Genomic DNA, 14,402 nt, shown 5'->3' on the forward strand with positions numbered 1-14,402 from the left:
TTCCGGGAGGAAGCTAGAGATGGAAGAAGAATGGATTGCCGGTAAGCATTCGGTAACAGAGGCGCTGCGTTCAGGCAGGACGATAAATAAAATTTGGATTGCGGATAATGCACAAAAGCATTTGACACTGCCGATTACAGCTGAGGCGAAAAAAGCAGGAATCATTGTTTTGCAGGTAGACAAGCGTAAGCTCGATCAAATGGTTCCAGGCATTCAGCATCAGGGAGTGGTCGCGCAAGCTGCACCTTTTGCCTACGCTGAGGTGGAGGACTTGCTTGCTAGTGCTCGCGCTAAGGGAGAAGAGCCGTTTTTGATTTTGCTGGATGAGATTGAAGACCCTCATAACTTGGGCTCTATCCTTCGTACGGCGGACTGCACTGGAGCACACGGTATTATCGTGCCGAAAAGGCGTTCAGCAGCTGTAACTGTAACGGTGTCTAAAACATCGGCAGGTGCTGTGGAGTACGTCCCGGTGGCGCGTGTGAGCAATTTGGGACAAACCATTGACCGTCTTAAAGAAGAAGGTGTATGGGTAGTTGGCACGGATGTTACAGCAACCGATCCCGTCTTTGGGAATGGGGTATTCACCGGTCCTGTAGCGATTGTCATTGGTAACGAAAATAAAGGAATGGGCCGTTTGATCCGTGAGAAATGTGATGTACTTGTCAAGCTGCCAATGGCGGGACAAATCAATTCTCTCAATGCTTCTGTAGCTGCAGGTGTCGTCATGTACGAAGTCTTGCGCGGACGACAGGCACGGAGCTAACGATATGGCTGACACGCGGGATGTTCTGCTTGTGGACGGTTACAACATGATTGGAGCCTGGCCCGAACTTTCCGCACTGGTACAATCTGGTATGCAGGAAGCGAGGGACAGACTTCTTGAACGACTGGCGGATCATCAGGCGTATTCGGGCAGAAGAGTCATCGTCGTGTTTGATGCTTACAGGGTGCCAGGATTAGGTAAAACCTTTGCCCAGAGCAAAGTCCAGATTTATTTTACGAGAGAAAAAGAGACGGCCGACGAATGCATCGAACGATTGGTTCGGGAGCTGAGCAGCAAGAGAAGAAGCATTTACGTAGCGACAAGTGATCAGGTAGAGCAGCATGTTGCTTTTGGCCAAGGAGCACTCAGAGTATCGGCACGAGAATTGCTGATCGAGATTGAGGAATCTGAAAGGGAAGTCCAGAAGCGAATTCAGCAGGATAACGCCAAATTGTCCCGCAACTCGTTGGATGCCAAGCTGAGTCCGGAGCTTCGAAAGCTGTTCGAACGATGGAGAAGAGAGTGATCCAATAATTGGTACACTCTCCATTTTGAAACCATTGACAATTTTGTTAGCGCTCTTCTTTTTTAGGTTGTTGTGGTTGACGGTATCAGGTTACATCGCGTATACTTGTCGTATATTTGAGAGAGTAACGGGTACCTTGCGTTGCAGCCGGAGGGATTGTTAGTGAGTGTGGACCTCAAAGATATCATGTTGTCAAAGTTTGATTACAAAAATGATGAAGACATTGTCGGAGCAGTCCATGAAGGTGATGGGGAAGCGCTGGAGTTTCTGATTAACAAGTACCGGAACTTTGTGCGGGCCAAGGCCAGATCCTACTTCCTGATTGGTGCTGATCGCGAGGATATTATTCAGGAGGGCATGATTGGTCTCTACAAATCCATTCGTGATTTTAAGGGAGACAAGCTTGCTTCGTTTAAGGCTTTCGCCGAGTTGTGCATTACACGACAGATTATTACGGCAATTAAGACGGCTACACGACAAAAGCACATTCCTCTGAACTCTTACGTATCTCTGGACAAGCCCATCTATGATGAAGAGTCAGACCGGACGTTGCTCGATGTGATTTGTGGAACACAAGTAAGTGACCCTGAAGAGCTGATTATCAATCAGGAAGAGTTTGTGGGTCTTGAGGACAAAATGTCCGAGATTCTGAGCGAGCTAGAACGCAAGGTACTTATGTTGTATCTGGACGGACGTTCGTATCAGGAGATTGCAGAGGATCTTGACCGCCATGTTAAATCCATTGATAACGCGCTGCAACGGGTCAAGCGTAAACTTGAAAAGTATCTGGAAGTAAGGGATAGTTGAAAGTAGAGGCTGACATGGAAAAGGCTCGAGTTTGAGTCTTTTTTTATTCGTTTTGGGTAAGCTGTGCAGGTTTATAAGTGTTGTAAATGATTTATACTAAAAAAGATGAATAATAGATATCGCTTTGATTTTGAAGCAGTATTTCAGAGAACAGCTCCAAAGGATGGACAGATGTAAAAATGCACCACAACCGAGACTGCGAAATGTATGCAAACATTCGTTGACATGGAAAACCCCGTGTGATAAAGTGTTTTAGGTAGGCCTAAATTCGCGGTTTTTTTTAGGATCAATTATGAGACTTCCGGTGTTGGATGTCTTCGGGAGGTGCACATCATGCGGGTAATTATTACTTTGGCTTGTACAAATTGCAAACAAAGAAATTACACAACGACGAAAAACAAGCGTAATCACCCCGACCGCATGGAGATGAAGAAATTCTGTAAGTCCTGTAACGAACAGACTTCTCATCGGGAAACCAGATAGTTTTTGGAGGTGTAGTCGGCGTGAAACGCAGTTTCAAGTCTCTGTTTTCCTTTTTCTCTGAAAGCTGGGCTGAACTCAAGAAAGTTCGCTGGCCCAATCGTAAAGAACTGACCAACTATACGCTGATTGTCATAGGGACGATTGCGTTCGTCACGATTTATTTTTGGGTTCTCGATATCGGCATTTCCGCTGTGATCGAAGCGATTATCTAGGAAGGGTTCCAGGTGGCTTGATATGGAAAAAAGATGGTACGTCGTTCATACCTATTCAGGGTATGAGAACAAAGTCAAAGCCAATTTGGAAAAACGCGTTGAGTCCATGGGCATGGAAGACAAGATATTCCGTGTTCTTGTTCCTATGGAAGAAGAACTGGTAACCAAGGACGGTAAGAAAAAAACCGTTATGCGTAAAGTCTACCCTGGTTATGTCTTGGTCGAAATGGTCCAAACCGATGATTCTTGGTATGTTGTACGCAACACACCAGGTGTTACGGGATTTGTAGGGTCGACAGGCTCGGGTTCCAAACCGACGCCATTGCTTCCGGAAGAAGTTGAACAGATTCTGAAGCATATGGGCATGGTAGAGCCGAAACCGAAGATTGAATTCGATGTTAAGGAATCCGTGCGAATTAAAGTTGGTCCTTTTGCGAATTTTGTGGGCTCCGTGGAAGAAATTTTGGTTGAGAAGAGCAAGCTTAAGGTTCACGTCAACATGTTTGGACGGGAAACCCCGCTTGAGTTGGATTATACTCAAGTGGAGAAAATATAGATTTTTCTTACAGGTTTCTTGTGGGAGGATCAATAGGTCCGTCTACCACTATTGAGTCAAGGAGGTGTCATCCATGGCAAAAAAGGTAATTAAAATGGTAAAACTGCAGATTCCTGCAGGGAAAGCTAATCCAGCGCCTCCAGTAGGTCCAGCTTTGGGTCAAGCAGGTGTCAACATTATGGCATTCTGTAAAGAGTTCAATGCTCGTACTGCTGATCAAGCAGGCCTGATTATTCCGGTTGAAATTTCGGTATTTGAGGATCGTTCTTTTACGTTCATCACCAAAACTCCACCGGCTGCTGTTCTGTTGAAAGTTGCTGCTAAAATCGAAAAAGGTTCCGGTGAACCGAATAAAACGAAAGTTGCAACTGTAAATCGCGCTGCTGTTCGTCAAATTGCAGAGCAAAAAATGCCTGACCTTAACGCAGCTTCCGTAGAATCGGCAATGCGTATGGTTGAAGGTACTGCTCGCAGCATGGGTATCACCATCGTAGATTAATTTTATTAATCTACGTGTGCCGGCAGTTTGACTGTCCGGTAAGTGTGGGAGGAATATCCGCTAATACCACATAAGGAGGAAAAGATAATGGCTAAACATGGTAAGAAGTACCTGGAAGCTGCTAAGCTGATTGACAGCGAAGCAACTTATGAGCCTTTGGAAGCCGTTGAATTGGTGAAAAAGGCTGCAACTGCTAAATTCGACGAAACCGTTGAAGCTGCAGTTCGTCTGGGCGTAGATTCCCGTAAACAAGACCAGGCTGTTCGTGGTGTTGTTGTCCTGCCACATGGTACGGGGAAAACACAACGTGTTCTGGTATTTGCAAAAGGTGACAAAGTGAAAGAAGCGGAAGCGGCTGGCGCTGATTTTGTTGGCGATCAAGATATGATCAACAAAATCCAACAAGGCTGGTTCGAATTCGACGTCTGCGTTGCGACACCTGATATGATGAGTGAGGTTGGTAAACTGGGTCGTTTGCTCGGTGGTAAAGGTTTGATGCCTAACCCTAAAGCAGGCACAGTTACTTTCGATGTTGCCAAGGCTGTTCAAGAAATTAAAGCCGGTAAAATCGAATACCGTCTCGACAAAGCAGGTCAAATTCACGCACCAATCGGCAAAGCATCTTTCAGTGCTGAACAACTGAACGAAAACCTTAAAGCCTTGATTGAAGCCTTGAACCGTGCGAAGCCAGCGGCTGCTAAAGGTGTATACCTGAAAAACATCGCTATTTCTTCGACTATGGGACCAAGTGCACGTGTGAACGCATCTGTTTACAGATAATATTTTTATTGACAGGTTCAATTGAATTTGTTATTCTGTAAAAGTTGTGAGTCATTGTGACTGACCGTTAAAGTTGAATATGCTTACCGTAGACAGTAGGTGCCTTCGGGCTTAATTTCCTACCGAGGTGTTATGATAGAACGTTTCATGTGACGGGCTTGTCCCGTCCATGTAGATTTATCAAGCCTTCGTACTCTACGGAGGCTTTTTTCATGCTCATGAAAACGACTTTGGTAGATCACCAGAATGGGTGTTTCGAACAAAGTAGATAAATTGATCAGGAGGTGTACAGTTTGGCAAATGCAAAGGTGATTCAAGCAAAACAAGAAGCTGTTGAAGTTGTAGCTGCAAAATTGCGCGAGAGCGTAACAACTGTAGTTGCAGACTATCGCGGTCTGAATGTTGCCCAAGTAACTGAGCTGCGTAAGCAGCTTCGCGAAGCCGGAATCGAATTTCAAGTGCTGAAAAACACACTGCTCCGCCGTGCAACTGCGGAAGCAGGATTGACTGAACTGGACGCAGTATTGACAGGTCCTACTGCAATCGCGTTCGGTAAAGATGATGCAGTGTCTGCAGCTAAAATCTTGAACGATTTCGCTAAGAAAAACAATGCATTGGAACTGAAAGGTGCAGTTGTAGAAGGTCGTGTGATCGGTGTTGAGGAAATCAAAGCGCTGGCAGAACTGCCATCCCGCGAAGGTCTCCTTTCCATGCTCCTCAGCGTGCTTCAAGCTCCTATGCGCAACTTCGCGCTTGCAGTTAAAGCTGTTGCAGAAAAAGAAGAGCAAAGTGCATAAGTTGGGATTTAAACCTGCTGTATAGCAGTTAAGAACAAAAAAATACGAATTTAAATGGAGGTTCAACCATGAGTAAAGAGCAAATCTTGGAAGCAATTAAAGGTATGTCCGTATTGGAACTGAACGATCTCGTGAAAGCAATCGAAGAAGAATTCGGCGTAACTGCAGCAGCTCCAGTAGCTGTAGCAGGTGGCGCAGCAGGTGGCGCAGCAGAAGCTGAGCAATCCGAGTTCGACGTAATCTTGACAAGCGCTGGCGCTTCCAAAATCAACGTTATCAAAGCAGTTCGCGAAATCACAGGTCTTGGCCTGAAAGAAGCAAAAGAACTGGTTGACAACGCTCCAAAACCACTGAAAGAAAAAGTTGCAAAAGAAGAAGCTGAATCCGTTAAAGCAAAATTGGAAGAAGCAGGCGCTTCTGTAGAAGTAAAATAATTGACTGCTCTCTAGCAGACAATGAATTAAAACAAACCCCTTGAGGTGATCTTCAAGGGGTTTGTTGCTGTAAAACGGTATTATAAACAGGTCTGAGATATTATTCTAAAGGCTATGATGTTAGTACGACCGTACAACCGAAAGAGGTGGGCGTGAATGGCTGATCATTATTACTCCAAACGGCCAGAGACGGCGCATGAACGACGAAGTTTAGAAACAGTGCTACGTGGACGTTCCTATCGATTTGCCAGCGATTCAGGCGTTTTTTCAAAGCAGGGAATTGATTATGGGAGTCGAGTGCTGATCGAAGCTATGCAACTTCCTACAAATGCCTCGGTATTGGATGTAGGATGTGGTTACGGACCGATTGGTTTGACGGCGGCAATGCTTGTCCCAGACGGACACGTTACAATGGTTGATATTAACGAGCGAGCCGTTCAACTAGCGATAGAGAATGCGGAGCGTAATGGGATTAAAAATGTCACCATTAAGCAAAGTGATTTGTTTGCAGAAGTGCAACACGAACGTTTTGACGTGATCTTGACGAATCCTCCTATACGTGCAGGGAAGGAAACGGTGCACACCATTTTTGAACTTGCATATGAGCATTTAAACGAGGGTGGAGCTTTGTGGGTCGTCATCCAGAAAAAACAGGGTGCTCCTTCGGCGAGCGCTAAAATAGAGAGCCTTTTTGGTTATGTGGAGGAAGTTACGAAGGATAAAGGTTATCGGATTCTGAAGGCAGAAAAAACTTTTAGAAAAATGCAATAGGACCATTGACTTGAATCCTGGTCTGTGATATCATTATAAAATGTCAGTATTAGGATGCCCTCCATGGCTTTAGTTTGTTGAAATGTCAATAGATTTATGCGTAACAGGGTATAGTATTTATACCTATTACGTATAATATAACCATTTTGGGCAAATCTACAAGTGATGAAGATCTTCCGGCAAGAGGATTCCGCAGATACGTCGCTCTTTTTTCGAATGCATTCGAGTAAGGGCTTTTCTGTATTTGTAAGATCGAATCTTCTGTATGTGTCTTATTATAAGGTCACAAACAGAGGTTCGCAATGTATTTTTAAAGTGAGTAGACATGAGGGGTGAGTTTAAGTTGGCAGGACATCTTGTTCAATATGGTCGACGCACTCGGCGCAGTTATGCACGTATTAATGAGGTACTCGAGGTTCCCAACCTGATTGAGATCCAACAAAAATCCTATGATTGGTTTTTGGAGGAAGGATTACGGGAAATGTTTCGGGATATTTCTCCAATTCAAGATTTCACAGGAAATCTGATTCTGGAGTTTATCGATTACTCTCTCGGAGAACCCAAATATACCGTTGACGACGCAAAGGAACGCGACGTTACGTATGCAGCACCGCTTCGGGTAAAAGTCCGGCTTATTAATAAAGAAACCGGGGAAGTGAAAGAGCAGGAAGTATTCATGGGAGACTTCCCGCTGATGACTGAAACGGGTACGTTTATTATTAACGGTGCGGAACGGGTTATTGTCAGCCAGTTGGTTCGCTCTCCCAGCGTCTATTTCAGCACAAAAGTCGACAAGAATGCGAAAACAACATACACCGCAACGGTAATTCCTAACCGGGGGGCTTGGCTCGAACTGGAGATGGATGCGAAGGATATTATCTATGTCCGGATTGACCGTACCCGTAAAATTCCGGTTACGGTGTTGCTGCGTGCGCTTGGCTTTGGCACTGATGCTGAGATTCTGGATTTGCTCGGCAATGACGAATATATCCGCAACACACTTGATAAAGACAACACGGATTCCACGGAGAAAGCGCTGATCGAAATTTATGAGCGTCTTCGTCCGGGTGAGCCGCCTACATTAGATAACGCAAAAAGCTTGCTTGTTGCACGCTTCTTTGATCCAAAACGTTATGATCTGGCCAACGTAGGTCGTTACAAAATCAATAAAAAGCTTCACATCAAAAACCGTCTGTTCAATCAACGGCTTGCTGAGACCCTGATTGATACGACAACTGGCGAAATCATTGCTGAAGCAGGGCAAATGGTAGACCGCCGCCTATTGGACGAGATTTTGGCTCAACTGGAAGAGTCGGTTGGACATCGTACGTATCATGTTGCTAGTGGTGTTTTAGAAAGCAACGATATTCCGCTTCAAACGATTGATGTATTCTCGCCAATTGAAGACGGTAAAGTGGTAAAACTGATTGCCAATGGGAATATCGATAAATCGGTTAAGAACATTACGCCTGCCGATATTATTTCCTCCATCAGTTATTTTATTAACTTGCTTCACGGAATCGGAAGTACGGACGACATTGACCATTTGGGTAACCGTCGTTTGCGTTCTGTAGGTGAGTTGCTTCAAAATCAGTTCCGGATCGGTTTGTCCCGTATGGAACGCGTGGTGCGCGAAAGAATGTCGATTCAGGATGCTAATGTAATCACGCCACAGGCGCTGATTAACATACGTCCGGTCATTGCGTCGATTAAAGAGTTCTTTGGTAGCTCCCAGCTGTCTCAGTTTATGGATCAGACAAACCCGCTTGCTGAATTAACGCACAAACGTCGTCTGTCTGCGCTCGGACCTGGCGGTTTGACGCGCGAACGCGCGGGCATGGAAGTACGTGACGTCCATCCAAGTCACTACGGCCGTATGTGTCCTATTGAGACACCAGAGGGACCGAACATTGGTTTGATCAACTCTCTGTCCACTTTCGCACGTATTAATGAGTATGGATTTATCGAAGCTCCTTATCGTTGGGTAGATCCGAAAACCGGAAAAGTTACAGACCAGATTGATTACCTGACTGCTGATGAGGAAGATAACTACATCGTTGCTCAGGCAAATGCGGAACTAACAGAAGAAAACACCTTTAAGGATGAAATCGTTATTGTCCGCTATAACAAGCAGTCTGATAACATTATTCCAATGGCAAGTAGCCGTGTTGATTACATGGACGTATCGCCTAAACAGGTCGTATCGGTCGCAACTGCACTGATTCCGTTCCTGGAGAATGATGACTCGAACCGCGCACTGATGGGTTCCAACATGCAGCGGCAGGCTGTCCCACTGCTGATTCCGAAAGCGCCTTTGGTAGGAACAGGGATGGAACATAAGTCTGCAAAAGATTCTGGTGTTTGCGTTGTCTCCAAGTACAACGGGGTAATTGAACGTTCTTCGGCTAACGAAATTTGGCTGCGTCGTATTGAAACGGTAGATGGTACTGAAGTAAAAGGCGATATTGTTAAGTATAAATTACACAAATTTATGCGTTCTAACCAAGGAACATGCATCAACCAGCGTCCGATTGTGAACAGAGGTGATATTGTCAAGGCTGGCGATATTCTTGCCGATGGTCCTTCCACCGAGATGGGTGAGTTGGCACTGGGACGTAACGTTGTCGTAGCGTTCATGACTTGGGAAGGTTATAACTACGAGGATGCGATCTTGCTGAGCGAGAAGCTGGTTAAAGAGGATGTATACACCTCGATCCATATCGAGGAATACGAATCTGAAGCTCGTGATACGAAGCTTGGACCAGAAGAAATCACTCGTGATATTCCGAATGTTGGTGAAGAAGCGCTTCGTAATCTAGATGAACGCGGCATCATTCGCATCGGTGCGGAAATCGCCGCAGGTGACATTCTTGTTGGTAAAGTAACACCTAAGGGTGTGACTGAATTGACAGCTGAAGAACGTCTCTTGCATGCGATCTTCGGTGAGAAGGCGCGCGAGGTTCGTGATACTTCCTTGAGAGTTCCTCACGGAACCGACGGGATCGTTGTAGATGTTAAAGTATTTACACGTGAAAATGGCGATGAGCTGCCACCGGGTGTAAACCAGCTGGTGCGCGTATACATTGCTCAAAAACGTAAAATTTCCGAAGGCGATAAAATGGCTGGACGTCACGGTAACAAGGGTGTCGTTGCCCGTATTCTGCCTGAAGAAGATATGCCATTCTTGCCGGATGGCACCCCAGTACAAGTCGTACTGAACCCGCTGGGCGTACCTTCCCGGATGAACATCGGACAGGTGCTTGAAGTGCATCTGGGTATGGCTGCAATGCGTCTTGGTATTCATGTGGCAACTCCAGTATTCGATGGTGCCAAGGAGTATGACGTATTTGATACGATGGAAGAAGCGGGTATGCAACGCAATGGTAAAACGGTGTTGTATGATGGACGTACAGGTGATCGTTTTGAACGTGAAGTTACTGTCGGTGTCATGCACATGATCAAACTGGCGCACATGGTAGACGATAAAATCCATGCCCGTTCTACAGGTCCTTACTCTCTCGTTACGCAACAGCCATTGGGTGGTAAAGCTCAATTCGGTGGTCAGCGCTTCGGGGAGATGGAAGTATGGGCACTGGAAGCTTACGGTGCAGCGTACACGCTTCAGGAAATTTTGACTGTGAAATCCGATGATGTGGTTGGACGTGTTAAAACTTACGAATCCATCGTCAAAGGTGAAAATGTCCCTGAACCAGGTGTTCCTGAATCATTCAAGGTCTTGATCAAAGAGCTGCAAAGCTTGGGTATGGACGTGAAGATTCTGTCTGAAGACGAACAAGAGATCGAAATGAGAGAGCTTGATGATGAAGATGACACAACTGGCGATAAGCTGAGTTTGAATCTGGAAGGCTCTGAGGTTGGCGTAGAGTAGTGTGACTGCTGACTGACTCATATCAGCTTTGTTATATGCTTTGATCCATTTTTGGATGGATCAGGCTTCTTGATACCGCCCGGTGCTGCCGGGCGGTATCAAACCTAAAAACTCAGGATTTGGTTAAGGAGGGTTGCTCCTTGTTGGACGTTAACAATTTCGAATATATGAAAATCGGGCTTGCTTCCCCCGAAAAGATTCGTTCTTGGTCCCGCGGAGAAGTCAAAAAACCGGAGACGATTAACTATCGTACGCTTAAACCGGAAAAAGAAGGACTATTTTGCGAGAAAATTTTCGGACCTACGAAAGATTGGGAATGTCACTGTGGTAAGTACAAACGTGTACGCTATAAAGGTGTTGTCTGTGACCGCTGTGGAGTAGAAGTTACTCGCGCTAAGGTTCGCCGTGAGCGTATGGGCCACATTGAGTTGGCTGCTCCTGTATCGCACATTTGGTACTTCAAAGGCATTCCGAGTCGTATGGGTCTTGCTCTTGATATGTCTCCAAGATCTTTGGAAGAGATCATTTACTTCGCATCTTATGTTGTAACCGATCCAGGAGATACGCCTTTGGAGAAAAAGCAACTCCTGTCCGAGAAAGAATACCGCAGCTACCGTGAGAAATATGGCTACGGATTCCAGGCGGGAATGGGTGCTGAAGCGGTTAAAAAGCTTCTTCAAGATTTAGATATAGACAAAGAATTGGAATTCTTGAAAGAAGAGCTACGTACAGCTCAAGGGCAACGTCGAAACCGTGCGATCAAACGCCTTGAAGTTATTGAGGCATTCCGTAACTCTGGTAACCAACCGGATTGGATGATCATGGACGTACTGCCTGTTATTCCTCCTGAGCTTCGTCCAATGGTACAGCTGGATGGTGGACGTTTTGCTACTTCTGACCTTAATGATCTGTATCGTCGTGTTATTAACCGTAATAACCGTCTGAAACGCTTGTTAGATCTGGGTGCGCCAGATATTATCGTGCAAAATGAAAAACGGATGCTGCAGGAAGCTGTTGACGCTCTGATTGATAATGGTCGTCGTGGTCGTCCTGTTACAGGTCCGGGTAATCGTCCTTTGAAATCCCTCAGCCACATGCTGAAAGGTAAACAAGGACGTTTCCGTCAAAACTTGCTCGGGAAACGTGTTGACTATTCCGGTCGTTCCGTTATCGTAGTAGGCCCGTACTTGAAGATGTACCAATGCGGTCTGCCGAAAGAAATGGCGCTGGAGCTGTTCAAGCCTTTTGTTATGAAAGAGCTTGTTAACAAAGGTTTGGCACACAACATTAAGAGCGCGAAGCGGAAAGTAGAGCGTGTGAGTGCTGAAGTGTGGGATGTACTCGAAGAAGTAATCAAGGAGCATCCGGTTCTTCTAAACCGTGCCCCTACGCTGCATAGACTAGGTATTCAAGCGTTTGAACCAATCTTGGTTGAAGGTCGTGCGATTCGTTTGCATCCGCTCGTATGTACGGCATACAATGCCGACTTTGACGGTGACCAAATGGCGGTTCACGTTCCGCTGTCTGCAGAGGCTCAAGCGGAAGCTCGTTTGCTCATGCTGGCATCCGGCAACATTTTGAATCCAAAAGACGGCAAGCCTGTTGTTACTCCTTCCCAGGATATGGTCCTCGGCTCATTCTATTTGACTATGGACAACAAGGAAGAAGAAGGAAGCAACATGATCCTTCGCAACCCGAATGAGGCTATCTCGGCTTACCAACGCGGAACAGCGGGTCTACATGCTCGCGTAGCTATTCCGGTTAAAGCTTTGAATAAAACGAGCTTTACAGAGAAGCAGCAGGATGCGATGTTGATTACAACCGTGGGTAAAATTATCTTTAATGAGATTTTCCCAGCAAGCTTCCCGTATATCAATGACGCTACTCGTGCCAACCTGCTCTATGGTACTGCTGAAGAGTTCTTTGTTTACGAGAAAGGTGTAAATCTTACTGAAGCCATCCAGAACGCTCCGCAAGCTGGTGGAGTGGGCAAGGATTACCTTGGTAATATCATCGCCCGTTGCTTTGAGATTTACCATACGACAGAAACCGCCGTGATTTTGGATAAGATCAAACAGCTCGGCTTTACGTATTCTACTCGTGCAGGTGTGACGGTTGCTGTGGCAGACGTAGTTGTACCTCAAGAGAAACAGGATATTCTTAAGGCATCTGATGATAAAGCACAAGTCGTGACCAATCAGTACCGTCGTGGTCTGATTACGAACGAGGAACGCTATGACCGGATTATTGATATTTGGTCTAAGGCTAAAGACGATATCACAGACATTTTGATGAAATCCATGGATCGCTACAACTCTATCATGATGATGGTTGACTCTAAAGCGCGTGGTAACAAATCACAGATTACCCAGCTTGGCGGTATGCGTGGACTGATGGCGAATCCATCTGGTCGTATTATCGAGCTCCCAATCAAATCGAACTTCCGTGAAGGTCTGACAGTACTCGAGTACTTTATCTCCACTCACGGAGCGCGTAAAGGTTTGGCGGATACAGCCTTACGTACGGCTGACTCTGGTTACCTAACTCGTCGTCTCGTTGATGTGGCGCAGGATGTTATCGTGCGCGAAGATGACTGCGGAACGGATAAAGGCTTTACAGTAAGTCGCATCCAGGATGGTAAAGAAGTCATTGAGGACCTATACGATCGTCTGGAAGGTCGCTATTGCTTCGAAACCGTACGTCATCCTGAAACGGGTGAAATCTTGGCTAGACGCAACGAACTGATTGACTCCAACAAAGCTGAAGCGATCGTTAAAGCTGGTGTGGATAAAGTTCAAATTCGTTCCGTACTAAGCTGCCGTGCTAAACATGGCGTCTGCAAAAAATGTTACGGCCGTAATCTGGCTACTGGCAAGCACGTTGAGATTGGTGAAGCGGTTGGTATTATCGCGGCTCAATCCATCGGTGAACCAGGGACACAGCTCACCATGCGTACGTTCCACACAGGTGGTGTAGCGGGCGACGATATCACCCAAGGTTTGCCTCGTATCCAGGAGCTTTTTGAAGCGCGTAATCCTAAAGGTCAGGCAACCATCAGTGAAATTGACGGTGTAGTTAAAGAGGTTCGTGAAGGGAAAGACCGTCGCGAAATCGACATTCAGGGTGAAGCTGAAACAAAAACCTATTCGGTCACTTATGGTTCACGTCTGCGCGTAAGCGAAGGCATGACTGTGGAAGCCGGGGACGAACTGACGGATGGTTCGATTGACCCTAAAGAAATGCTGCGTATTAAAGGTATTCGCGGGGTGCAGAACTATATCCTTCAGGAAGTTCAACGTGTATACCGGAACCAGGGTGTAGAAATCAATGACAAGCACGTAGAAGTTATGATTCGTCAAATGTTGCGTAAAATTCGTATCATTGATGCGGGCGACACGACACTGCTTCCAGGTTCATTTGTTGATGTGCATGAGTATGAAAATGCAAACAAGATAGCGATTCTCAGCGGTCAAGAACCAGCGGTGGCCAAACCAGTTCTTCTTGGTATCACCAAGGCGTCTCTGGAAACTGACTCCTTCTTGTCAGCAGCTTCCTTCCAGGAAACTACTCGTGTCCTGACAGATGCAGCTATCAAAGGAAAAGTCGATCAGTTGCTTGGATTGAAAGAGAATGTAATTATCGGTAAATTGATCCCTGCGGGAACAGGTATGAACCGTTACCGTAGCGTGAAATTTGCCCAGCCTGAAGAGGGGCAATCCTCATCTGAGGAACTCGAACCCATTTCAGCTGAGTAGTAATACAAAAATATTATGATAAGCCCGGAACACCGTAGATATAAGCTTTGGTAAAGGCTGTAGCAACGGTGCTCCGGTGCTTCATATAAAAATGTAACGTATTACTTTGTTTAATAGATTATAGTTG

13 protein-coding genes and 1 other annotated feature are annotated in these 14,402 nt (G+C 45.9%); all 13 genes read left to right on the forward strand.

Features of this window, described 5'->3' with window-relative positions; translation table 11 throughout:
* Positions 1-19: 19 nt before the first annotated feature.
* The 13 genes from rlmB (at position 20) to rpoC (ending at position 14,275) form a co-directional block, all read left to right on the forward strand.
* On the forward strand, positions 20-766 hold the full coding sequence (gene rlmB, locus OIU26_RS25020; protein ID WP_013373281.1) for a 23S rRNA (guanosine(2251)-2'-O)-methyltransferase RlmB: 747 nt from the start codon (positions 20-22) through the stop codon (positions 764-766).
* Between the two features lie 4 nt (positions 767-770).
* The gene (locus OIU26_RS25025) at positions 771-1,292 is read left to right on the forward strand and encodes an NYN domain-containing protein (RefSeq protein ID WP_013373280.1); all 522 of its coding nucleotides are present in this window, start codon (positions 771-773) and stop codon (positions 1,290-1,292) included.
* A gap of 162 nt (positions 1,293-1,454) precedes the next feature.
* Complete coding sequence (sigH, locus tag OIU26_RS25030) at positions 1,455-2,099, forward strand: RNA polymerase sporulation sigma factor SigH (RefSeq protein ID WP_016324748.1); 645 nt, start codon at positions 1,455-1,457, stop codon at positions 2,097-2,099.
* Positions 2,100-2,432: 333 nt separating this feature from the next.
* The gene (gene rpmG / locus OIU26_RS25035; protein WP_013373278.1) at positions 2,433-2,582 is read left to right on the forward strand and encodes a 50S ribosomal protein L33; all 150 of its coding nucleotides are present in this window, start codon (positions 2,433-2,435) and stop codon (positions 2,580-2,582) included.
* Positions 2,583-2,602: 20 nt separating this feature from the next.
* Complete coding sequence (secE, locus tag OIU26_RS25040; protein WP_013312170.1) at positions 2,603-2,794, forward strand: preprotein translocase subunit SecE; 192 nt, start codon at positions 2,603-2,605, stop codon at positions 2,792-2,794.
* A gap of 22 nt (positions 2,795-2,816) precedes the next feature.
* Positions 2,817-3,350 (forward strand): transcription termination/antitermination protein NusG, encoded by a 534-nt coding sequence (gene nusG / locus OIU26_RS25045; RefSeq protein WP_007432596.1) that lies wholly within the window; start codon positions 2,817-2,819, stop codon positions 3,348-3,350.
* A gap of 73 nt (positions 3,351-3,423) precedes the next feature.
* Entirely contained in the window at positions 3,424-3,849 is a 426-nt protein-coding gene (gene rplK / locus OIU26_RS25050) for a 50S ribosomal protein L11 (protein WP_007432595.1), read from the forward strand.
* A gap of 87 nt (positions 3,850-3,936) precedes the next feature.
* Positions 3,937-4,629, forward strand: coding sequence for a 50S ribosomal protein L1 (gene rplA, locus OIU26_RS25055; RefSeq protein WP_007432594.1), 693 nt, complete (start codon positions 3,937-3,939; stop codon positions 4,627-4,629).
* Positions 4,630-4,697: 68 nt separating this feature from the next.
* Positions 4,698-4,849 (forward strand) — a sequence feature (ribosomal protein L10 leader region).
* A 73-nt stretch (positions 4,850-4,922) separates the two neighbouring features.
* Positions 4,923-5,426, forward strand: a complete 504-nt coding sequence (gene rplJ, locus OIU26_RS25060) for a 50S ribosomal protein L10 (RefSeq protein WP_058831478.1) — start codon at positions 4,923-4,925, stop codon at positions 5,424-5,426.
* A gap of 68 nt (positions 5,427-5,494) precedes the next feature.
* Positions 5,495-5,860 (forward strand): 50S ribosomal protein L7/L12, encoded by a 366-nt coding sequence (gene rplL, locus OIU26_RS25065; protein WP_013373275.1) that lies wholly within the window; start codon positions 5,495-5,497, stop codon positions 5,858-5,860.
* A 156-nt stretch (positions 5,861-6,016) separates the two neighbouring features.
* Positions 6,017-6,631, forward strand: a complete 615-nt coding sequence (locus OIU26_RS25070; RefSeq protein WP_264218356.1) for a class I SAM-dependent methyltransferase — start codon at positions 6,017-6,019, stop codon at positions 6,629-6,631.
* Positions 6,632-6,974: 343 nt separating this feature from the next.
* On the forward strand, positions 6,975-10,520 hold the full coding sequence (rpoB, locus tag OIU26_RS25075) for a DNA-directed RNA polymerase subunit beta (RefSeq protein ID WP_058831477.1): 3,546 nt from the start codon (positions 6,975-6,977) through the stop codon (positions 10,518-10,520).
* 140 nt (positions 10,521-10,660) lie between these two features.
* Positions 10,661-14,275 carry a DNA-directed RNA polymerase subunit beta' gene (rpoC, locus tag OIU26_RS25080; protein WP_013373272.1) on the forward strand — a complete coding sequence of 1,205 codons (3,615 nt, stop codon included), beginning with the start codon at positions 10,661-10,663 and terminating at the stop codon, positions 14,273-14,275.
* The last annotated feature ends 127 nt before the right edge of the window (positions 14,276-14,402 follow it).

Source organism: Paenibacillus sp. BT-177 (genome assembly GCF_025846815.2).
In the GTDB taxonomy this organism is placed as follows: Bacteria; Bacillota; Bacilli; order Paenibacillales; family Paenibacillaceae; genus Paenibacillus; species Paenibacillus polymyxa_C.

Coding starts and splice junctions, on each gene's coding strand:
- rlmB (WP_013373281.1), top strand. CDS start 20: ATGGAAGAAGAATGGATTGCCGGTAAGCATTCGGTAACAGAGGCGCTG.
- OIU26_RS25025 (WP_013373280.1), top strand. CDS start 771: ATGGCTGACACGCGGGATGTTCTGCTTGTGGACGGTTACAACATGATT.
- rpmG (WP_013373278.1), top strand. CDS start 2,433: ATGCGGGTAATTATTACTTTGGCTTGTACAAATTGCAAACAAAGAAAT.
- nusG (WP_007432596.1), top strand. CDS start 2,817: ATGGAAAAAAGATGGTACGTCGTTCATACCTATTCAGGGTATGAGAAC.
- rplK (WP_007432595.1), top strand. CDS start 3,424: ATGGCAAAAAAGGTAATTAAAATGGTAAAACTGCAGATTCCTGCAGGG.
- rplA (WP_007432594.1), top strand. CDS start 3,937: ATGGCTAAACATGGTAAGAAGTACCTGGAAGCTGCTAAGCTGATTGAC.
- rplL (WP_013373275.1), top strand. CDS start 5,495: ATGAGTAAAGAGCAAATCTTGGAAGCAATTAAAGGTATGTCCGTATTG.
- OIU26_RS25070 (WP_264218356.1), top strand. CDS start 6,017: ATGGCTGATCATTATTACTCCAAACGGCCAGAGACGGCGCATGAACGA.